The sequence below is a fragment of the Myroides sp. NP-2 genome (assembly GCF_014145665.1).
Lineage (GTDB): Bacteria > Bacteroidota > Bacteroidia > Flavobacteriales > Flavobacteriaceae > Flavobacterium.
In genome coordinates this window covers 81688-102134 of sequence record NZ_JACHTD010000003.1, presented here as the reverse complement: position 1 = coordinate 102134, position 20447 = coordinate 81688, and the positions used below count along the sequence as shown (strand labels likewise).

20 protein-coding genes are annotated in these 20447 nt (G+C 40.0%); 12 read left to right on the top strand and 8 right to left on the bottom strand.

Annotated elements, in window-relative coordinates:
- Window positions 1–4 precede the first annotated feature (4 nt).
- The 6 genes from H4K35_RS04285 to H4K35_RS04260 all read left to right on the top strand — a co-directional run bounded on the left by H4K35_RS04285 (window position 5) and on the right by H4K35_RS04260 (window position 6500).
- On the top strand, window positions 5–2473 hold the full coding sequence (locus tag H4K35_RS04285) for a phosphocholine-specific phospholipase C (protein ID WP_182626151.1): 2469 nt from the start codon (window positions 5–7) through the stop codon (window positions 2471–2473).
- A gap of 83 nt (window positions 2474–2556) precedes the next feature.
- Complete coding sequence (locus H4K35_RS15880) at window positions 2557–3228, top strand: metalloregulator ArsR/SmtB family transcription factor (RefSeq protein ID WP_286466431.1); 672 nt, start codon at window positions 2557–2559, stop codon at window positions 3226–3228.
- A gap of 203 nt (window positions 3229–3431) precedes the next feature.
- Window positions 3432–4673 (top strand): MFS transporter, encoded by a 1242-nt coding sequence (locus H4K35_RS04275; protein ID WP_182626150.1) that lies wholly within the window; start codon window positions 3432–3434, stop codon window positions 4671–4673.
- A 98-nt stretch (window positions 4674–4771) separates the two neighbouring features.
- Entirely contained in the window at window positions 4772–5575 is an 804-nt protein-coding gene (locus tag H4K35_RS04270; RefSeq protein ID WP_182626149.1) for a helix-turn-helix domain-containing protein, read from the top strand.
- A 78-nt stretch (window positions 5576–5653) separates the two neighbouring features.
- Complete coding sequence (locus H4K35_RS04265; protein WP_182626148.1) at window positions 5654–6046, top strand: RidA family protein; 393 nt, start codon at window positions 5654–5656, stop codon at window positions 6044–6046.
- Between the two features lie 142 nt (window positions 6047–6188).
- Window positions 6189–6500, top strand: a complete 312-nt coding sequence (locus H4K35_RS04260) for a hypothetical protein (RefSeq protein WP_255492361.1) — start codon at window positions 6189–6191, stop codon at window positions 6498–6500.
- Here H4K35_RS04260 and H4K35_RS04255 read toward each other — a convergent pair.
- On the bottom strand, window positions 6493–6978 hold the full coding sequence (locus H4K35_RS04255; RefSeq protein WP_182626147.1) for a PaaI family thioesterase: 486 nt from the start codon (window positions 6976–6978) through the stop codon (window positions 6493–6495). The two genes, H4K35_RS04260 and H4K35_RS04255, sit on opposite strands and share 8 nt — an antisense overlap.
- Before the next feature lie 87 nt (window positions 6979–7065).
- Window positions 7066–7701 carry a LysE family translocator gene (locus tag H4K35_RS04250; protein WP_182626146.1) on the bottom strand — a complete coding sequence of 212 codons (636 nt, stop codon included), beginning with the start codon at window positions 7699–7701 and terminating at the stop codon, window positions 7066–7068.
- A 354-nt stretch (window positions 7702–8055) separates the two neighbouring features.
- Between H4K35_RS04250 and msrB the strand changes: the two genes are divergently transcribed.
- Window positions 8056–9051, top strand: coding sequence for a peptide-methionine (R)-S-oxide reductase MsrB (gene msrB / locus H4K35_RS04245; RefSeq protein ID WP_255492366.1), 996 nt, complete (start codon window positions 8056–8058; stop codon window positions 9049–9051).
- Between the two features lie 25 nt (window positions 9052–9076).
- Here msrB and H4K35_RS04240 read toward each other — a convergent pair whose 3' ends face one another.
- The 3 genes from H4K35_RS04240 to H4K35_RS04230 all read right to left on the bottom strand — a co-directional run bounded on the left by H4K35_RS04240 (window position 9077) and on the right by H4K35_RS04230 (window position 14276).
- Window positions 9077–10168 (bottom strand): nitronate monooxygenase family protein, encoded by a 1092-nt coding sequence (locus H4K35_RS04240; protein ID WP_182626144.1) that lies wholly within the window; start codon window positions 10166–10168, stop codon window positions 9077–9079.
- Between the two features lie 145 nt (window positions 10169–10313).
- On the bottom strand, window positions 10314–11849 hold the full coding sequence (locus H4K35_RS04235; protein ID WP_182626143.1) for a hypothetical protein: 1536 nt from the start codon (window positions 11847–11849) through the stop codon (window positions 10314–10316).
- An 867-nt stretch (window positions 11850–12716) separates the two neighbouring features.
- A complete protein-coding gene (locus H4K35_RS04230; RefSeq protein WP_182626142.1) occupies window positions 12717–14276 on the bottom strand; it encodes an NAD(P)/FAD-dependent oxidoreductase in 1560 nt (519 codons plus the stop codon).
- A gap of 227 nt (window positions 14277–14503) precedes the next feature.
- On the opposite strand from H4K35_RS04230, the gene H4K35_RS04225 reads away from it, so the two are divergent.
- Together H4K35_RS04225 and H4K35_RS04220 are read left to right on the top strand one after the other, a co-directional pair.
- Window positions 14504–15055 (top strand): DNA-3-methyladenine glycosylase I, encoded by a 552-nt coding sequence (locus H4K35_RS04225; RefSeq protein WP_182626141.1) that lies wholly within the window; start codon window positions 14504–14506, stop codon window positions 15053–15055.
- 209 nt (window positions 15056–15264) lie between these two features.
- Window positions 15265–16248 carry an aldo/keto reductase gene (locus H4K35_RS04220; RefSeq protein ID WP_182626140.1) on the top strand — a complete coding sequence of 328 codons (984 nt, stop codon included), beginning with the start codon at window positions 15265–15267 and terminating at the stop codon, window positions 16246–16248.
- A 38-nt stretch (window positions 16249–16286) separates the two neighbouring features.
- On the opposite strand, the gene H4K35_RS04215 is transcribed toward H4K35_RS04220, so the two are convergent.
- On the bottom strand, window positions 16287–16799 hold the full coding sequence (locus tag H4K35_RS04215) for a hypothetical protein (RefSeq protein WP_182626139.1): 513 nt from the start codon (window positions 16797–16799) through the stop codon (window positions 16287–16289).
- 156 nt (window positions 16800–16955) lie between these two features.
- Between H4K35_RS04215 and H4K35_RS04210 the strand changes: the two genes are divergently transcribed.
- Window positions 16956–17339 (top strand): nuclear transport factor 2 family protein, encoded by a 384-nt coding sequence (locus H4K35_RS04210; protein WP_182626138.1) that lies wholly within the window; start codon window positions 16956–16958, stop codon window positions 17337–17339.
- 10 nt (window positions 17340–17349) lie between these two features.
- On the opposite strand, the gene H4K35_RS04205 is transcribed toward H4K35_RS04210, so the two are convergent.
- The gene (locus H4K35_RS04205; protein WP_182626137.1) at window positions 17350–18051 is read right to left on the bottom strand and encodes a LytTR family DNA-binding domain-containing protein; all 702 of its coding nucleotides are present in this window, start codon (window positions 18049–18051) and stop codon (window positions 17350–17352) included.
- A 3-nt stretch (window positions 18052–18054) separates the two neighbouring features.
- On the bottom strand, window positions 18055–19065 hold the full coding sequence (locus H4K35_RS04200; RefSeq protein ID WP_182626136.1) for a sensor histidine kinase: 1011 nt from the start codon (window positions 19063–19065) through the stop codon (window positions 18055–18057).
- 164 nt (window positions 19066–19229) lie between these two features.
- On the opposite strand from H4K35_RS04200, the gene H4K35_RS04195 reads away from it, so the two are divergent.
- The gene (locus tag H4K35_RS04195; protein WP_182626135.1) at window positions 19230–19559 is read left to right on the top strand and encodes a hypothetical protein; all 330 of its coding nucleotides are present in this window, start codon (window positions 19230–19232) and stop codon (window positions 19557–19559) included.
- Entirely contained in the window at window positions 19528–20445 is a 918-nt protein-coding gene (locus tag H4K35_RS04190) for an FAD:protein FMN transferase (RefSeq protein ID WP_182626134.1), read from the top strand. Before H4K35_RS04195 ends, H4K35_RS04190 begins: the two co-directional genes overlap by 32 nt.
- Window positions 20446–20447: the final 2 nt, after the last annotated feature.

The following is a 20447-nucleotide window of genomic DNA, read 5'->3' as shown; positions in this document are numbered from 1 at the left end:
AAAGATGAGTACGACAAGAAGAGATTTTATTAAAACGTCATCCCTTTTTATGGGCGGGATGACGGTTTTAAATGCCATGCCCGCTTCTATACAGCGTGCATTGAGCATTGAAGCAAACCCAGGAACCACCTTTCTCGATGCGGAGCACGTGGTGTTTTTGATGCAAGAAAACCGCTCTTTTGATCATTGTTACGGAACGTTAAGTGGGGTGCGTGGATTTAATGATCCCCGTGTTATTCGCCAGCCGAATCAACTGCCTGTCTGGTTTCAAAAAGACCAAGATCACTCCATTTACGGGCCGTTTCGCTTGGATATTGAAAATACCAAAATCACCTGGATGGGTAGTTTACCCCACAGTTGGAAGGATATGGTGGAAGCGAGAAATGATGGGAAAATGGATCAATGGTTACTCGCCAAGAAACCAGGAAATAAAGAATACGCCCACATGCCACTAACTATGGGGTATTTTACAAGGGAAGACATCCCTTTTTACTATGCCTTTGCTGATGCTTTTACCGTTTGTGATCAGCATTTTTGCTCTTCTTTGACTGGAACAAGCGCTAATCGTTCTTACTTTTGGGCAGGCGCTATACGCGAGAATCCTCGCGATCCCAATTCTGTAGCTCACGTCAATAATGGCCAAATCAACTACCAAGACGTCAGCTGGAAAACCTATCCAGAACGATTGGAAGAAAATAATATCTCGTGGAAAGTATACCAAAATGAATTAAGCCTGCCTGTCGGGTTTTCGGATATAGAGGAAGCGTGGTTGGCGAATTTTACAGATAATAACCTGGAATTCTACAAACAGTACAACGTGCGTTATCATAAAGCACATATCCATTTCAAACAATTGGAATTAAAGCGTTTACAAGATAAAGTGCAAAAAGAAATACAAGGAGGTACGACTGTTGACACCTTGCTCCAAGAGCAAGCGAAACTAGAGCAATACTTAGAACAATATGGAGAAGATGCTTTTGGGAGGTTGAGTACTTTTGAACAAAATATTCACAACAAGGCCTTTACTACTAATACAGCAGATCCCGCCTATCACAAATTGGAAGAGATTGAATATCAGGAAAATGGAGTAGTAAAAAAAGTTGAAGTACCACAAGGAGATATTTTATATCAGTTCAGAAAAGACGTCAACCAAGACGCATTGCCTATGGTAAGTTGGTTGGTTGCGCCTTGTAATTTCTCAGATCATCCGGGAGCTCCTTGGTTTGGTGCTTGGTATGTATCTGAAGTATTGGATATTTTGACTAAAAATCCAGACGTGTGGAAAAAAACCATTTTTATTCTGACATATGATGAAAATGATGGGTATTTTGACCATGTACCCCCTTTTGTGCCACCATTGAGTACAGATAAAAATCAAGGAAAAGTCTCAGGAAACTTAGATACACAAGACGAATGGGTGACGCGTGAACAAGACAAAGCAAGGGATAACAAGAGTAATTTGGCAAGCCCAATTGGCTTGGGATATCGCGTGCCTATGGTAGTGGCTTCTCCTTGGACCAGAGGGGGATGGGTTAATTCTGAAGTGTGCGATTTAACATCAACCCTGCAGTTCTTGGAGTATTTCATAGAGAAAAAAACAGGAAAAAAAGTGATAGAAGAAAATTTATCTCTATGGAGAAGAGGTACCTGTAGTAATATGACTTCTGTGTTTCAACCAGCTAATGATTTGAAAAAATTGGAGATTGACTTTGTAGATCGCAATAAATATGTAGAACGTATTTTATCTGCTCGAAACAAAAACCTACCCCATGGTTTCTCACAATATAGCGCTGCTGAGCTACAACAGCAACAAGTGTGGAATGACCTCAAAGCTTTTCCAAAACAAGAAAGAGGGGTGAAAAAAGCCTGTGGATTGCCCTATAATATCAATGCCAATATAAGAGTGAAGGCCAAAGAAGTAGAAATGCATTTTGAAATCGAAGCTAATCAGTTGAAAAACAAAGCGTATTTGGCTCCCCTTCAAGTGTATTCCCATCAAAAGTTTCAAGGCGAAAATGGAAGAAATTGGAATTTTAGTGTAGATGAAAACGACCCAATTACCTATGCTTGGAACAAACAAGCCCTAGAAGACGGACTGTATAACTTTAGTGTACATAGTTTTAATGGCTTCTATCGCAATTTTAAGGGTCATATAGCGGATCCCCAAGTAGAAATTGACTTTAGGGTGCTGACCAATCAAATGATACAACTCGTCTTGAAAAACAAGACAAACCTCCCCCTTTCGTTTTTTATACAAGACGTAGTGTACGAAAAAACAAATCAAAAAATAACCGTTGACCCTCAGGCTGAACAATTAATCGAATTGGACTATGCCAACTATAAAGGGTGGTATGATGTTATAGTTACTTTGGTAGATCACAAGGCTTTTATGTATCAATATGCTGGTCATATCGAAAACGGAAAAAGTAGTATTACGGATCCCTATATGGCGAGTTTTTCAAAGTGGAATTAGGAGTACGCTTGACGGTAAACCGTAACAAAATAACGTATCTTTGTTGTATTCAGTAAGTGATTCGTTTGTAAAAGAAGTAAATTGTGGATAAGAGAGCATTTAAGACTACCGTTTATACAGAACTATCAAAAGTAGTTAAAGCTATGGCTAACCCCGTTCGACTCGAGATCATTGATCTATTAGCCCAAGGGCCTTTTACAGTTGAACAACTAGCTACTTCGATCGATCAATCTGTGGCCAATACCTCTCAGCATCTTCAAAACTTAAAAAATGCCGCGCTAGTTCAGGTGAATAAACAAGGAAATTTTGTTTTGTATACCTTGAGCAGTAAGAGCGTATACCAAACTTGGCTGTCCTTGCGAACGCTTGGAATGGAGTTTAATGCAGAAATAGAAAAGACCATTGGCGACTTCAGACAAGAGGTAAACGCAACTGTACAGGGGATCAAGGCTGAAAACTTATCAGAAATGCTAGAACGAGAAGAAGTGCTATTGCTCGACGTACGACCGGAAGAAGAATTCCATCGGGGGCATATTGAGCATGCCCTTTCCATTCCAATCAGTCGATTAGCAGAATCACTGGAAAACTTAACAAAGAAAAAGACCCTTGTTGTTTACTGTAGAGGTCCCTTTTGTGTTTATGCAGATCAAGCCGTTGCTTTGTTAATCAGCAAGGGATTTAAAGCAATTCGCCTGGAAGAAGGGTATGGCGAATGGGCATTATTAGGTTTACCCACCCGTCAAACAGAAGACTAAAAAGCAAAAATAATATTCAAAAGAGGCCTATGCATCCGTCATTAGCGCCTCTTTTGTGTTTTAATCACTTTTGAATACCGATGAAAGAGCAGACCAAGCATTTCTTAACCATCTATTCAATAAAGTTATTGAATAGATGGTTAAGAAATGCTATATTTGTCCTTCCACAGTTGGTGGGAAAGAGCAAACAAAACAAACAACCTATGAAGGCTATACAATTAGGATTAAAAGAAAACTGGCAGCAATTCACCCTTTTGGTACTTGTCAATATGATGGTTGGCGGAATGGTGGGATTGGAGCGCACAGTAGTTCCTTTGGTAGGAACACAAGAGTTTGGGATTCAATCGGAAGTGGTCATTTTTTCCTTTATCATCGCATTTGGGGTAGTGAAGGCTTTTACCAATTTAGTTTCTGGTGTATTAGCCGATCGGTATACGCGTAAAAAGGTTTTGGTTTTGGGGTGGCTCATCGGTTTACCTGTTCCTTTTTTATTGGGCTATGGACCGTCGTGGAATTGGATTTTACTGGCCAATATATTGTTGGGTATTAGCCAAGGGTTGGCGTGGTCGATGACGGTTAATATGAAAATTGACTTGGTGGGAAGCAAGCGCAGAGGATTGGCAATGGGATTAAATGAAGCTGCTGGTTATGGCGCAGTTGGGATTACAGCCTTGTTGACGGGAATTATTGCGTCCCACTACGGATTGCGTCCCGCGCCTTTTTACTTAGGTATTGCCTACACAATTCTTGGTTTGATCCTATCTGTTTTAGTGATTAAAGATACGCGTGCCTACGCCAAAATTGAAGCCAATCTACATGCGCAATCCGCAACTGTTCCACAAGAACGACCGAGTTTGTGGTGGGTATTCAAAGAAACATCGTGGAAGAGTAAAAACCTATTTTCCATTTCGCAAGCGGGATTAATCAATAACCTCAATGACGGCATGTCTTGGGGGGTATTCCCTTTGCTTTTTATGTCAATGGGAGTAGGCGTAGAGGGCGTTGGATGGATTAAGGCTGTTTATCCAATTGTTTGGGGAGTTGGACAAATTGTGACAGGACCGTTGACCGATAGGTGGGGTAGAAAACCGTTGATTGTTTGGGGTATGTTCGTCCAAGTGCTTGGGCATATCGTCATTGGTATTGAGGGATTTGATCCCTTGACTGCTGGATTAGTAGGATCAATCCTATTGGGAATAGGAACGGCAATGGTGTATCCTGCCTTACTAGCTGCCGTGAGTGATGCGGCGCATCCCAATTGGCGTGCTTCCTCCTTGGGGGTTTATCGATTTTGGCGAGATATGGGTTATGCTGTAGGGGCTTTAATGGCGGGTATTGTTGGTAATTATTTCGGCTTGAGATGGGCGGTACACCTAGCGGGATTTCTTACACTCCTTTCGGGAATTGTCGTTTGGATTCGCATGAGAGAAACACTGGTTAAGTAATTGTTATTGAATAAGACTGGCGTAGCGATGCGCTTTATCCCAATTGGAACTGCCAAGGATAAAAATACTATCTTTGCTCTTACCAAGTACATAGGACGATGCGATATCAAGAAATTAAACCCATTCCCGCTTTAAAAGAATACATCCGCTACTTTTGGGTGTTAGAAAGTGGAGAACAACAAGGGGAACGTCAGTTTAAAGTACTACCTGATGGAATTCCCGCTTTGATTTATCAAGATTCGCCCAATCTGTTTCGAGACGAACGAGAAGTAGTCACTCCTCAACTTTATGTGTATGGAGCCTTTACAACCTATACCAACCAGATCATAACCGGACCTTTTCGCCTGATTGGTGCATATTTTGAACCGACTGCCTTAAAAGCCATTTTTAAAGTAGATGCCTTTGAACTGACGAATCAAAATATCCCCCTGGACGATTTGGTCTCTACTTCACTTTTAGAACGATTAGGCTATGCCAAAACAGTAGAAGAGAAAATTTCACTGCTTTCCCATTTTGTAGTAGACCAAATTCAAGCGGTACAATACGAAAATCAAAAGGCCAAATACGCTTCAATTCTACTACAACAAGGAGAATCGCTATCGGAAATTCAGCGCAAAATGCAGCTGTCTGAACGCACATTAGAGCGATTGATCAAGCAACATATCGGCATGTCACCCAAGCAATTTTCGAGAATTATGCGCTTTCAATCGAGTTTAGCGCTCTTGCGCACAAGAGAATTCGATACGCTAACTAGTCTCGTTTACGAGCAAGAGTATTTTGATCAATCGCATTATATTCGAGAGTTTAAGGCTTTTACAGGAAATAATCCCACGCAGTTCTTGCAGTATTCGAATGAAAAATTGACGAACTTTCCCGAATGGAAAACAGCCAAAGACGAATAATTTTAAAGCTGTCGGTTTTATCCAATTTAAGCAAAAGATGACGCTTTAGTTTTGCAGTATAATTTTAAAAAGAGAAAAATGCAAAACAAAATCAGTCGAATGAATCCTGTTAATGTACCTCACCCAGTAGGAAAATACGCTCACGTGACTATCATTCCCAAAGATGCAACACTTTATACCTTTTCAGGCCAAATTGGCATCAATGCAGAAGGCGTGATTCCGTCTAATTTTAATGAACAAGTAAAATTGACTTTTGACAATATTCAAGCTCTATTAGCTAGTCAAGACTTGACTGCTGCAGATGTAATCAAAGTGAATATTTGGGCCACACAAACCATCGATTGGGAATATTTTGACCAGATCTGGATTAGCGTTTTTGGAAATCAATATCCATCCATGACCGTTGCGTATATTTCCGCTTTAGGATTGCCAGAAATTGCGATTGAAATTGAAATTTGGGCCGCGAAGTAAAAGAAATATCCTTTTTGTATTGGTATAAAAAGGATGTTTGATTTCAGTGCGAAATTAGGTGTAAGTACTTGATTTTTAGATTTTTAATTTGATTTATTGTTGCTAATTTTATAGAATAATAACCATTAAAAATTTTATCCATATGAAAATATTACTCTTTTGCTTATTGGCAATTACAGGCATTCTTCATACAGGGTGTAGTAAAGAAGACGAAAAGACGAAGAATCCTTCAGATTTTCAGTTAACGGATCAAGAATACCGATTAAAGGTAACAGAAATGAATCGAATTTTTGATAAGTATGGTGCTTATGATGATGGTACTATTTCGTATGACTATAACAAAAAAGAGCATCGAATAGCAATTGAAAAACTTGACTTAAACGAATTAGAAAATTTTTTTATTGAACTTCATTCTGAAGAGGGATTGAAAAGGGTAGAGGATGAATTTACCTAAATATCATACAAGTAGATACGGCATGGGCGTAAACGGTTCCCTCTGGGTCAAGCAATCTCGATTCCATATAGGCTGTTGTGCGTCCTTGGTGAATGATGGTGGTATGGGTGTGTAAAACAGGGCTGTCTTTGGTGATTTTTTTGAGGAAATTCACTTTTAGATCCAAAGAGGTAAAACTTTCTCCTGCAGCTAGGGTGGTAAGTAATGTACAGCCAATTGCTGTATCTAATACGGTACTGATCACTCCCCCGTGAATCGTACCAATCAGATTGTATAAAAAGGCTGAAGGGTGTAATTCAAAAACAGCTTGTCCTTTTTCAACCGTGCGTAGTGTACTGCCAATGGTATCTAACGTAGGGGCTTGGGGTAGTGTACCTTCAAGTACACGAACTAAGATCTCATATCCAGTAAGGTTTTTAGCTTCTTCTAAAACAGCAGTTGGGGCTTCCCAAGTATAGGTACGGGTATTTTTTGACATGTGAATTGAATTTTTATACTAGTATTTAGTTCATGTGCAAGATACGGTATTTTGGTTTATGGTTTATGGTTCACATTTTACGGTTCACTATTTCCCTTTTGACAACACCATTTTAGTCGCTAGAAAAAGCAACACACTGCCCATAAACCACTTTTGTATTTTTACCCAAAAAGGTTTTTTTTGAAAAAAGGATGCGAGTTTAGCGGCGAATAGAATAATCAAGAGGTTATTTAAAAAGCTAACGAGTAGTTGAGTGGTGCCTAAGGTTAAACTTTGAACCAATACCGGACCATAGTCGGGTTTGATAAACTGAGGAAATAGCGACAAATAAAAAACCGCCACTTTGGGATTGAGCACATTGGTTAAAAAGCCAATAGAAAACAATTTACGCGGGGAATCTGATTGAATCGTCTGCGCTACTTCAAAGATGTTTTTTCCGTTGGGTTTTAGGGCTTGAAAAGCTAAGTATACCAAATACAGCGCTCCAGTCCATTTTAGAAGGGTGTACGCATAGGGAATCGCAAATAAAACCGCAGTTAATCCAAAAGAAACCAGTAGTATGTGAAATAAAAAACCAACCATCACGCCAAATAAAGACATCAGTCCTGCTTTTTTGCCTTGCGCAAGTGTTCGCGAGATTAAATAAATCATATTAGGGCCAGGCGTAATCGCTAATACTAAAGCAGCCAAAGCAAAGAGTGCTAGTTGAGGAAAAGGGATCATCGTTGTGGTTTTTAAGTCGGTAACAGAGACAGTAGAACCTGGTTTATTCGCCGTGAACGGTATAGAATCAGCTTTACTTTCTGGAGGTGAAAGGTATTTTAAACATCTTTTTGTACCAAATTTTTTTTGAGGATGTATAGAAAAAAAGAGGATAGGGTGAGAGCGTTAAATTTATGTTTTATTGTAGAGAGACTTGTAAAAAAATCAATACTTTGCAGCGAATAGAAATAAAGATAGGGTAAACCGTTAACATACAGGACCATGAAAAAAGTTATTTTTATAGTTATACTAGCAGCAAGCGGATTGGTACTAGCGAATAGCAGTTGGTTTCACAACAATAAATCAAGAGAGGAAATGATTGATCACACAGGGAGAGGAAAGAAGAAAGACAGAAGAGAAATCTATTTTGCAGGTGGTTGTTTTTGGGGAACGGAACACTTCTTTCAACAGGTAAGAGGCGTGCTATCTACGACAGTAGGGTATGCCAATGGAACGACCAGTGCGCCAACATATAAAGAAGTAACCACAGGGAATACCGGTTTTGCAGAAGCAGTGAAAGTAGTGTATGATCCACAAACGGTTGATTTTGAATTGTTACTAGATTTGTTTCTCAAGACTATTGATCCAACAACCTTAAACCGACAAGGCAATGATGTGGGGACCCAATACCGCAGTGGAATTTATTATGTTAATCCAGAAGATGAAGCCTTAATTTCGCAAAAAATTAAGGCATTAGCTCAAACCTATACCCAAAAAATCGTAGTTGAAGTGGAGCCTTTGCGCAATTTTTACGATGCAGAAACCTACCATCAGAACTATTTAGACAAAAATCCAGGGGGCTATTGTCATATAGGAGCGGATTTATTTGAGTATGCGCGAAATGCCAACCCCAAAAAGAAACAGGCTTATCAGCGTCAGGAGAAGGAAGTGTTAAAACAGAGCTTGACTCCTATTCAATATGAAGTAACGCAAAATAACGGGACAGAACGAGCCTATAGCAATGAGCTGTGGAAGGAATTTGGCGAGGGAATTTATGTAGATATTACCACAGGTGAACCTTTGTTTATCTCTTCTGATAAGTACGATGCAGGCTGTGGTTGGCCGAGTTTTACAAAACCTATTGACAAGAAATTAATAGCTGAAAAAACAGATAACAGTCACGGGATGAAACGTGTAGAGGTGAGAAGTAAAACGGGTGATGCGCATTTAGGTCATGTTTTTAACGACGGTCCTGCGGAAACGGGCGGCCTGCGTTATTGTATCAATGGGGCGTCATTGCGCTTTATTCCCAAAGCAGAAATGAAAGCAGCAGGTTATGAAGACTATCTTCCGTTGCTCGATAAAAAATAAAGGCGAAATTTCTTCGCCTTTTTTTTTAATCGGTTGTGGAGCTATGGGTTTCCACCTCGTGAATGAGTTGGGTGAGAATCGCTTTAATGGAAGCCCCACTATAGGGACCTCTTGATTGTCCCGTCCATAGGCTCAAAAACTCGGGATCTTCGTTTTGTTTTGCTATGCGCCTCAATGCTACAGTGAGCTTGTTCTGGAAGGGATAGGGTAGGATGTAATCGGTGTGGTCCAGTTGCTTGGTAAAGGTGTTGTTTAATCCTCTAGCATAGCGACCCGAAAAACTTTTTGTCAACACCAAATCATTGGCTTTAGCATGACGCAAGGCTTCTTTTTCAAATTCGGCTAGATTGCTCTCTTGGGATCCCATTAATAAGCTGCCAATGGCAAATCCTTCTGCACCAAGGGCTTTAGTAGCTAAGATTGTTTTGGCATTGTAGAGTCCACCTGCGTAAATCAACGGTACACGGACCGCATCAGACACTTGAGCAAGTAAGGATAAGCCGCCGATTTTTGGTAGGGTTTCACTTAAAAATGTTCCTTGGTGACCACCTGCTTCTATTCCTTGTACACAAATGAGATCGATTCCTTTTTTTTCTAGTACTTTGGCTTCTTCTACGGAAGTGCATGTACCGATGAGTACAATGTGATGGGCCTTTAATTTGGCAATCGTAGAATCGTCAAAAACGCCAAAGGTGAAGCTAACTATTTTACACCCTTCCGCAATAATTGCATCCACTTGATCGCGGTAATCTGTATACTGTACTTCATCATAGGGAGCTAAGTTGACTGTTATATTTGATTTTTGGGCTAAGTCTTCAATAAATTGTTTAGTCCGTGTATATTGACGCTCTAATTCCGCTGTGCGTTCCGGCAAGGGATTTAAAAATAGATTCACTGCAAACGGATGAGATGTAAGTTGTTTGGTGGCTCGAATGAGTGCTGTGCATTTTGACGCTGGTAAATCACCCAAAGGCAAGGTGCCTAATACGCCAATTTCGCCCGCTGCCGCAACCATTTGAGGAGTTGCTACCCCAAACATAGGTGCTTGTATGATCGGGTATTTAGTTTGTACTAGTTGTGTAATTCGATTGTCCCAAGTAAAATTTCCTGTTTGCATATGCTGTAGCTTTATTGGTTAATACTCAAAAGTACAAGGAAAAATAAAAGTATAAGATGATAAATAGCAGTATTTTGGTTGAATGACAAATAAAAAAAGCCCAAGTGCAACTGCACTTGGGCTTCCGTATTTTGATCCAGTCAAATTAGTTTCTGCTGTTTTTAGCAGCATCAAATTTTTTGCCTTTTCCGTAGGATGTTTTAACTCCTTTTATTTGGTTTGTAGCAGCTCTACTTGCGTTGTTTACCAAAGGTAATGCTCCTGTATAGCTTGCAGTAATTTTGTTTTCTCTATCGTCAATGGCGTTGACAGTGATCGTGTATTGATCTCCTGTTTTCTCTACTTTTACTGTTCCTGTACGCGTAGGAGCAAAATCGGATGTTACAGATTCTCCAGCTTCATTTATCGATTGTTTGAAGAACCAAGTTCCCCAGTCTAATCCTGGTTCAGAACCTCCACCTAAACCTGCATTTCCAGCTTGTTCCTCTCCAATTGGGAATTCACCAACTGGAATATCCGTCGTTGTGTTTACATCTGTGTAAAGCGTTACACGCATCCATTCTCCACTTCCCTCTACACCAAAATACTCCCCAGGGTAAGGCGTTAAAGTACCTGAGTATAAATACATATTCCAACGGTTATTCGGTTTATTTGTGATCGGTGATTTGCCTTTGTACTCTAAAAATCCCTGTGTTAATGGCTGAACGCTTTTATCTGCTCTCAAGGTAGAAATGGTATACTCATCGCCTTGTTTTACTTTTCCGATGTATTTACCTAGGTGTCTTGACCCGTTTTCTAATACAATATTAAAGCGAACTTCTTGCCCTTTTTCGTTGTCCATCACTTTGATTGAACCGTCTAAAATGTACAGTTCCTCTTGAATGCCAGCCGCTTTGTCATTGTGTTGGAATGAGGCAAAAGAATAATCGTAATCTCCATTCTCAATCGCTTCTTTTGATCCAACTTTGAAAGTCCCTACTTCAAATTCAGTAGATGCTCTAAAGGTTTTGGTTGGAATTTTTGCTTCCCATGCTTTTGGAGCCATTTCATCAAAAAGAGAAGCAGAAATATAGTATCCATCTCCCTCTTCGTCTAATTCTCCATATTGATTGGTATCTCCTTGTGTAAAATACGTCATGTATTCCGCTATACCTGGGTGATCAAATACGTTATCTCCCCAGTACCAACCATTTTGAACTTCATAAATCGTATTGTATAGGGGTTCAATGTCAATCACTTGGGTAAAGTTGATGTCATAAGCAACTCCTTGCTCATCTTTTACTACCCCTTTAAAGGTATAACTTCCATTGGAAAGGCTTACTGCAAGTGCTCCTTCTATAAGTTTGTACTGAGCCTCGCCTTGTTTTACCACACTCTTGCTGGTCAGGGTGTACATAATCCCTCCTTCAGCAACTAAGTAGGTTTCAGGTTGTAGCGTAGCTTCCAATAAATCTTCCTCTGCCACTACTTTTGAAAGGAAATTCAAGTGAAATTCTCCTTTATTCGTCTTTAAAACGATAGTGAACTCTCCTTTGTTCTCCACAGCACCAAGGTACGTCCCTGTTGATTGCTCTACAGTAATAGGTGTGTTATGGCTCCCTTTGTTGTCATCACTACTACATGATGTAAGCCCTGCAGTTGCAAGTAAAAGAAAGCTAACTAAAAACGATAATTTTCTCATAAGTAAATTGAATTAGTTGAGATATTGTTTCCAACATCCTAGGTTTATTTTGGTTTACGTAAGTACATCATCCAAAAAAAGTGTATTTTTTAGCTTTTTTAATTTGAATATATAAAGAATTACGTCTGTGCAAGTTAAATTTTATTTCTAATAATTAACTAAATAGTAAATAAATTAACATAATATAAAGCGGTAAATTCGCGTTTTGTGAATATGTAAACTGTTATTTTGTGTTAATAGGTTGAATTATTTTCTGTGCTATGGGAAATAAAGAAAGGGGTAAAGATAAAGCGGTGTGAAATCTTTAGTAGAAAAGGGAAATTCATAAATTATCTCTGTATAAGGAAAAAAAGCCTAGTTGAGAGAACAACTAGACTTTAGATATAGGGAAAAGGACTGATTTACGATAGACTTTCAACGTATAGAATAGCGGATTACAAATCCGCGCCATAGGGAATTTAACTTATAACGCAATCTAACGCACGAATTCACATCCGCGCGATCGGGATACGCTATAAATCTACATTGGGCGACCTTAAGTTGCAATACCTTCCGCGTTTTTCCATTATTTGGAAAAAAAAAGCACAAATGGGCTTGTTTCTTCCTTTATAAATAACGCAAACATCTGTTATTCAGCTTTTTATTTGGTTTTGTTTTACTTTTCTTCGGGTCTTCTTCGGTAAACATGCGTATTTACGGGGGTTTACCCCCGATTTACCGAAGCTGACTCGAACATGACTCGAACATGACTCGAACAAAAATCTAACGCACGGATTCAAATCCGCCCGATTGGGGTTATTTCTATATAAATAAAAAAAGTCTAGTTGAGAGAACAACTAGACTTTAGATATAGGGAAAAGGAATGATTTACGATAGACTTTCAACGCATAGAATAGCGCATTTTTCACCATCAATAGCGGCAGATATGATTCCGCCTGCGTATCCTGCACCTTCCCCACACGGATAGAGTCCTTTAATTTGTGGGTGTTCCAAAGAGCGATCGTCACGGGGGATTCGCACAGGGGAAGAGGTTCTACTTTCTGGAGCGTGAAGAATGGCGTCATTGGTGAAATAGCCTTTCATGGACTGTCCAAAGGCTTTAAATCCCTCTCGCATAATATCCGTCAAGAAACCAGGGAATACCTCACCCAGTTCTAGGGAAGTTGTACCTGGAAGGTAGGATGTTTTGGGAATAGCATTCGACACTTTTTTCTGAGCGAAATCGACCATGCGTTGAGCGGGAACTCGTTGTGTTTCACCGGCTAATAGGAAGGCTCTTTGTTCGATGGACTTTTGAAATTCCATTCCTGCTAAAGGGCCAAATTTTTCAAAAGGTTTAAAATCTTCCATGCGCAATTCGACAACAATACCCGAATTCGCTGTTGGTTGATCGCGTTTAGATGGAGACCAACCGTTGGTAACTACCTCACCAGGGGCGGTAGCACAAGGAGCAATTACACCTCCTGGACACATACAAAAAGAGTACATTCCTCTACCATTGACTTGTTTTACAATGGAATAGGGGGCAGGTGGGAGAAACTCCCCTCTGTAGTCACAAGAATATTGTATCTGATCAATTAACGATTGAGGATGTTCCGCGCGAACGCCTAATGCAAAAGGCTTGGCTTCAATTAAGATATTTTTTCGATCGAGTAATTCATAAATGTCACGTGCAGAGTGTCCCGTGGCTAGAATTACTTTTTTCGCCTCAATCCTATCTCCATTTTCCAATAGGACACCTTGAATTTCATTGCCTTCTAAAACAAAGTCAACCACGCGTTTTTCAAATAATACCTCGCCGCCAAATTCCTCAATCTTATGGCGCATGTCCTGCATGATTTTTGGTAATTTATTGGTGCCAATATGCGGGTGTGCCTCAACGAGAATATCATGGGGTGCACCAAAGGCTACCAGAAGTTCTAAAATGCGATTGATGTCGCCTCGTTTCTTCGAGCGCGTATATAGTTTACCATCTGAATAGGTACCTGCACCGCCCTCACCAAAACAGTAGTTGGAATCGGGGTTGACAAGGTGCTCAATTGTAATGGCTTTTAAGTCTCTTCGACGGCCACGAACATCTTTTCCCCTCTCAATAACGATGGGTTTTACTCCCAATTCTATGAGCTGTAAGGCAGCAAAATAACCCGCAGGTCCCGCTCCAACTACAATTACGCGCTTTGCGTCTTTGACGTTTTTATAAACGGGAAAAGTTATGTGTCGGTGAATGACTTCTTCACCCGCGAAAAAGACCTGAACTTTGAGGTTGATTTTTACGGCGCGTTGTCTAGCATCAATGGATCGTTTGAGGATGGTCACGTGCTGAATATCGGAAACAGTACTTCGGATATGTTGCGCAACATGTTGGGTTAGTAAATCGGCTGAAGCTGCAACTTCAGGAAGTACTTGTAACTGTAATTCTTGTGGCATTTTTTTATAAAGCAATAAAAAATTAAAGCGCAAAAATACGCTAAAAAAAGGAAAAGTAAAGGCGGAATTCAACAGGCTAAAAAAAAGAAAAAAGGTGTGTTTTTTATTTTTTTTGAAAACAAACTGACAAACAGTTGTCGCATAGATATTTTATCTTTGCTGTAAAGTGTCGGTAGATGGGGATGTAGGGGAAGTCACTTATTCATTAATCAAGAAAATTATACAAGATGTCTTATTGCGATACCATTGAACAATTAACGGGCGATCGAAAAGCGCTACACAAAAAATATCACGATCACCACTATGGCTTTCCCATACACGATGACAATGAGTTGTTTGGGCGTTTGCTGATGGAAATTAACCAAGCGGGGTTGAGTTGGGAAACCATCCTCAAAAAGGAAGACGCCTTTCGATTGGCGTACAGCAATTTTGATCTGGCGGCCGTTGCCGCTTATACAGAAGAGGATCGTGCGCGATTGATGCAAGATGCGGGAATCATTCGCAATCGATTAAAAATCAATGCTGCCATAGAAAATGCTAAGGTTATTCAAGGGTTGCAAGTTGAATTCGGATCCTTTGAAAACTGGTTAAAACACCATCACCCCAATACGAAAGAGGAGTGGGTAAAATTGTTTAAGAAACACTTTCGCTTTACGGGAGGAGAAATTGTCAATGAGTTTTTAATGAGTATTGGCTATTTAAAAGGAGCCCATGTGGAGACTTGCCCAATATACGAGGTGGTTTTAACGCACAAACCACTTTGGTTGGCAGACGAGTAAACTAGAGTGAGATCAGGGGTATCTCTTTGATTTTCAGCTTGATTTTGTTGGTTTTGGCTGTTAAGTTTTTCTTATATCTCCCTTGTTTTCTTGGAATTGCGCGCTTTTTTTGCTATTTTTATAACATCCTTAAAATCGAAAAGCGATGATTCTTACCAAAACGCGAGTGATTTTAGGGTTTAGTATTCAAGTAAACCAAAACAGAACAGATGGAATTTAGAAAATTAGGTGCTTCTGCTATAGAAGTTTCCGCTATTGCCTTTGGTGCATGGGCAGCAGGAGGATGGATGTGGGGAAGTACGGATCGAAAAGAAGCCGTAGAAGCGATAATCGCTGCGCATCGCGAAGGAGTAACCACCATTGATACCGCCCCGATTTATGGACAAGGGGTAAGTGAAGAAATCGTTGGGGAAGCAATCAAGGGAATGGCCCGCGATCAAGTACAATTGCTAACCAAGTTCGGCATGCGCTGGGACTTAGCAACGCCTCAAGGTACTTTTGTCATGAATAGTCAAGACAATAATGGAAAAGATATCGCTATTTATAAATTCGCTAGTAAAGCAAGCGTCATCAAAGAAGTTGAAGATAGCCTACAGCGATTGGGAACAGATTATATCGATGTATTGCAAATTCATTGGCCCGATGTTACAACGCCCATTGCTGAAACCATGGAAGCCATGGACTTGTTGATTCAACAAGGAAAAATTCTATCCGCAGGGGTGAGTAATTATACTGTAGATCAGGTAAAAGAAGCGAGAAATACCTTGGGAATAGTAAGCAATCAAGTGCCCTATAGTATGCTCAATCGCGGTATTGAAGCAGATTTAGTTCCTTATGCTTTAGCGCATGATCTGAGTATCATTGCCTATAGTCCAATGGAACGAGGGCTGTTAACGGGAAAATATTTTAAAGCCAATGCCTTTGACGAAGGAGATCACCGTTCAGGCTACTTTGCCCAATTCGACTTAAAAAAGGTAGAAAACTTCCTAGAGGAAATTCGCCCTTTAGCAGAAGAAAAAAGAGCAACATTTGCTCAATTGGTTTTGAGATGGACGACTTTGCAACCCGCTATTACAATTACTTTAGCTGGTGCGCGTAACGCTAAACAAGCCGTTGCCAACGCACAAGCCATGCAAATTGACCTCAATGAAGCTGAAATTGATTTTATCAATCGAGCGTTAGCAAAAATATAAAAGTAAAAAAGGGAGTTCACAAACTCCCTTTTTTACTTTTATAATGTGTCTTTCCATCGAACCAAAAGATAGGCCGGTTGATCGAAAGGCGGTAGCTGTAGTTGTGATACTACCTCAAATCCCCATGCCTTGTAATGCGGAAGTAGCGGATTATCTTGTAAAACTTCCATCCATATGGCGTCGTACTGTCGCGTTAAAGACAAAGTCTTACTCCAGAGCGAAGCGCGCACTTCTTCTTGATCAAAGTCAGGTAAGAGGTAAAAGGAAGTTAAGTTGATCACCTTGTTCTCTGCCAATGCCGGTTGATCCACTTGCTTAATCATCGCATAGCCCGCAGGAATCTCGTCTTGATAGACCGTCAACATTTGTGTACTTAAATCATTGAGCTCTAAAATGGTTTCCTTGTGATCTAATTGCTGGCTAAGGTACTGATTGAACTGATCTTCTTTTACTTTTGAGGCATACATACCTCTTAGTTGAGCTTCTCTGAATTGAAAGAGAATGCGCAATCCCTCTTCTGTTGCTATAGTGAATTTTGATAGTATACTCATAATCGAATCGTGTTTATACACAAAGATAGCTGAACAAACCCAAACCTTCTGTAATGCGTTGAAAAAAAAATGGCACTCGACTATTTGATAACAATTGTTATCGCCTGTAGCCTATGATTTTTTCACCTTTGCTACTGTTTAATCAAACGTGTAAAAATGGAAAAAAGAGTACAAGAGATGTTGCACAACATCATCGAGGGTAAAACCTATGACGAAGCGTTAATTCAAGCGTATTTTTCACCAGATTACGTACAGGTTGTCGATGGGAAACAGTTGGATTTTAAGGCCTTTAAACAACACATCAAAAAATTAAAAGAGTTGATCGAAAGAGTAGCGGTAGAAGTATGCAGTACTGCCGTGAGGGATCAGGTGGTATTTACAAAACATCAGGTAGAATCGGTTTTGCGCGATGGAACGTACCACAAACATTTAGTGATGGCGGAGTTTACCTTTCAAGACGGCAAGATAATCCGTTGTGAGGAGCTTACTTTTTTGCTCGAGGGCAGTGCATCGGGTAAAGATTTAGGATCTAAAGTTTAAGTAAAAACGCTTATTCCACCTTGTCCAAGCGATTGTAAAGTTCTCTTTTATAGGTGATTCCAATGGGAATTTGAACGCCTTGTATCGAAACGTCCTGTTCGGTATACGCTGTTATTTTAGTGAGATTTACCACATAAGATTTGTGGATACGCAAAAAATGTTGTGCAGCTAAAAGAGACACAATCTCTTGGGTTGTAGTGGTAACAATATGAACTTTTTCGCAAGTAAAAACCTTGACATAGTTGCCATAACTCTGAATGTAATTGATAGTATCTTGTTGTATTTCAATTGTTTCTTTTCCTACTTTTAGTTGTATGCCCAAGGGAGGTAGCTCAACTTCTTGGGGGAGGTAAAGCGATAAAAAACGCTCAATTGCCTTGATAAAACGAGGAAAAGAAATGGGTTTTAACAAGTAATCTAACACGCCATAGTCGTAACTTTTTAAGGCATATTGGGAATGAGCAGTTGTCAAAATGGTTTTTGGCGCTTGTGGAATGCTCTCTAAAAATTCAATGCCCGACATTTGTGGCATATCAATGTCTAGGAAGATTAAATCCACGGGGTGTAAACGGATGTAGTCCATGGCTTCTAAAGCATTATAACACTGCTTGACCAATTGTAAATTGGCGTTTTTTTCAATATAACTCTGCAAGACATAGTGAGAAGCAGGTTCATCGTCAATAATCATGCATTTGTATTGTTGGTGTTCCATGATTTATAAGTCAATTGATAGATGAGTAATGAATTGATTTCCCTCTGGGTAAACGCGCAGTGTATGTCGATTGGGGTAAATCATTTGCAAGCGCGCTGTTGTGTTTTCTAAGCCTACTTTGGTTGAGGTAGGCGCTGTCGATTTTAGTGGTAGGGGGTTGACTATATCGAGTTGTAACACGCCTTGGTTGACGTGTAGGTCAATGTGAATGAAACAATGTTCAATTGTAGAGGTTCCGTGTTTGAAGGCATTTTCCACAAAGGTAAAGACGATCAACGGTGCGATTGTATATTTGTTTGCCTGGTCTATATCCCACCTAAAGCGGAGGTCACAGCGATAGCCCACCCGTTCTTGTTCCAATTCGATATAGCTTTGAATAAAGGAAATCTCATCGCTTAAGGCCACAACATCTTTATTGCTATTTTCTACTTGATAGCGCAAGAGTTCAGACACTTTCATAATGGCATCAGGGGTTTTATCGGGAAACGCAATACTCAACCCATAAATCGTATTTAGGGTATTAAAGAGAAAATGGGGATTCAGCTGCTTGTTTAACAAGTCGATTTCATTTTTTTTGGTAATGATTTCTCGATGGGCCATTTCCTTTTGTTTGCGGTAATACTCCAAAAAATGAGTGGTGCCCAAAATACAAACATTGGATCCCAACAAAACACCCAATTGATATTGAAAGGTGAGCTTGGAATTGTTCGAATGCAAAAAGCAAGATTTATATAAAAAACTTTGCGTAAGATGACTGAGAAAAAAGGCAGTTACCGAGAGCAAACAAAGGGTTAGAAAGAGGTAAAGGTAAATGCGATCCCTTTTGACCAATAGAGGTAAGAGGTAAAAGCGGTTCAATTGGGCATGGGCGTATAGCAACATAAAGTAAACCAAGCCCAAAAAAAGACTCCTCCAACTGGCAATGAGTATCCAGTCATTTAAGGTAAATAAAATGAATGAGAACACCAAGATACCCAATTCTTGTGCCCATTTTCGCTCTAAAAAATCTCGCATTGTGCTACTACTCTTTGTTGCAAAGATAGGGATATCTTTAAATTGCCTCCGCCTTTCGTGACCAATGCAATTGGTCATTTTCTTTTTTAGAATAACCCGTATTGCTTTTGACTTTTATCCGTAGTTGGTATTATTGTAACCTAAAATGGTTTTAATACTAGCAGATGATACACAGAAAGCCGCAGTCACTCGTTTTATATCTAGTGGGAATTGTGTTGTTACTTTTTGGGCAACGCAGTTTTTGGGAGAAGTACAAGGAGACTAGAAAGCAAGTAGCACTCCAAGAGAAACAACAACAAGAAGAAGCGATGATTTCGAATAGACCTTTTGAAATTCAGGAGATAGCCTATGATTCAACCCGAGGGGTATGGAAAAATGACCACGTTTACTTTCAGACGATACACGTGGGTAATGTCAATTTCAAGTCGCTAAAAAACAGAGGAACCACAACTGTAGAACACCATGATGATGAAAATGCGTCCGACAGTTTCTAAGGCATATTTCGCTCAAACGCGAAGGCTCTTTCACTGCCAAGTGAAGATCAAAATACCTGTTGTGTATGGAGAGGGATTGTTGGAGGAGTGTTTTGCGCTATTCGACCAATTGGATCGACGCTACAATTCCCATCAACCGGGTTCTTTTTTTAGTCGCATCAATCAAAAGGCAGGGCAATGGGTTGAAGTAGATGAAGTGTGTATTGGGATGTTAAAGCAAGTGCAATTGATCGCTGCCCTTACCAATGGGAGTTATGATATTAGCTGTATGCCCCTGATTCGCCTCTGGGGTTTTTACCAACAAGACACAGCTGATCTACGGGTTCCATCTCCAACGGATCTAGCCAATACCCTGAAAAAGGTAGGTTACCACAAGATAGACATTCGATCTAATTTTGTGCGGATAGCCAGAGGACAAGAGTTAATAACCGGGTCTTTTATCAAGGCATATGCAGTGGATCAAGTCTTTGCTTTTTTAAAGGCAAGGGGAGTAACCGATGCCATTATAAACGCTGGCGGAAGTACAATTATGGGGATAAATGACGCTACACATCCGCATTGGAAAGTCAATATTCCCTCTGCATTTATACCTGACCAATGTGAGCGAACTATTGCGATTGAGAATGCGTGTTTTAGCTTATCGGGTTCTGCTCATAATCAATTGGTTATACAGGGGCAATCTTATGGGCATATCCTCGATGGGCGAACGGGATATCCTGTATCAACGGCACAAGTAGGGGTGATTACGCCTACTGCTTTTTTGGGAGACGCCTTATCCACCGCCCTTTTTACGGTACAGGAGAGAGAATTAGAATCGGTCATTGCTCAATTGCGCGCTCATTTTGCTTTTGACTACTACCGAATTGAACACAATAAAAATAAATAATA

Excerpts from the sequence above, each read along its gene's own strand:
- H4K35_RS04210 (WP_182626138.1), top strand. The coding sequence starts at position 16,956 with ATGGAAAAAAGAGTACAAGAGATGTTGCACAACATCATCGAGGGTAAA.
- H4K35_RS04265 (WP_182626148.1), top strand. The coding sequence starts at position 5,654 with ATGCAAAACAAAATCAGTCGAATGAATCCTGTTAATGTACCTCACCCA.
- H4K35_RS04205 (WP_182626137.1), bottom strand. The coding sequence starts at position 18,051 with ATGGAACACCAACAATACAAATGCATGATTATTGACGATGAACCTGCT.
- H4K35_RS04225 (WP_182626141.1), top strand. The coding sequence starts at position 14,504 with ATGTCTTATTGCGATACCATTGAACAATTAACGGGCGATCGAAAAGCG.
- H4K35_RS04220 (WP_182626140.1), top strand. The coding sequence starts at position 15,265 with ATGGAATTTAGAAAATTAGGTGCTTCTGCTATAGAAGTTTCCGCTATT.
- H4K35_RS04250 (WP_182626146.1), bottom strand. The coding sequence starts at position 7,701 with ATGATCCCTTTTCCTCAACTAGCACTCTTTGCTTTGGCTGCTTTAGTA.
- msrB (WP_255492366.1), top strand. The coding sequence starts at position 8,056 with ATGATTGATCACACAGGGAGAGGAAAGAAGAAAGACAGAAGAGAAATC.
- H4K35_RS04195 (WP_182626135.1), top strand. The coding sequence starts at position 19,230 with ATGATACACAGAAAGCCGCAGTCACTCGTTTTATATCTAGTGGGAATT.
- H4K35_RS04215 (WP_182626139.1), bottom strand. The coding sequence starts at position 16,799 with ATGAGTATACTATCAAAATTCACTATAGCAACAGAAGAGGGATTGCGC.
- H4K35_RS04230 (WP_182626142.1), bottom strand. The coding sequence starts at position 14,276 with ATGCCACAAGAATTACAGTTACAAGTACTTCCTGAAGTTGCAGCTTCA.
- H4K35_RS04275 (WP_182626150.1), top strand. The coding sequence starts at position 3,432 with ATGAAGGCTATACAATTAGGATTAAAAGAAAACTGGCAGCAATTCACC.
- H4K35_RS04235 (WP_182626143.1), bottom strand. The coding sequence starts at position 11,849 with ATGAGAAAATTATCGTTTTTAGTTAGCTTTCTTTTACTTGCAACTGCA.
- H4K35_RS04255 (WP_182626147.1), bottom strand. The coding sequence starts at position 6,978 with ATGTCAAAAAATACCCGTACCTATACTTGGGAAGCCCCAACTGCTGTT.
- H4K35_RS04240 (WP_182626144.1), bottom strand. The coding sequence starts at position 10,168 with ATGCAAACAGGAAATTTTACTTGGGACAATCGAATTACACAACTAGTA.
- H4K35_RS04190 (WP_182626134.1), top strand. The coding sequence starts at position 19,528 with ATGATGATGAAAATGCGTCCGACAGTTTCTAAGGCATATTTCGCTCAA.
- H4K35_RS04200 (WP_182626136.1), bottom strand. The coding sequence starts at position 19,065 with ATGCGAGATTTTTTAGAGCGAAAATGGGCACAAGAATTGGGTATCTTG.
- H4K35_RS04260 (WP_255492361.1), top strand. The coding sequence starts at position 6,189 with ATGAAAATATTACTCTTTTGCTTATTGGCAATTACAGGCATTCTTCAT.
- H4K35_RS04285 (WP_182626151.1), top strand. The coding sequence starts at position 5 with ATGAGTACGACAAGAAGAGATTTTATTAAAACGTCATCCCTTTTTATG.
- H4K35_RS04270 (WP_182626149.1), top strand. The coding sequence starts at position 4,772 with ATGCGATATCAAGAAATTAAACCCATTCCCGCTTTAAAAGAATACATC.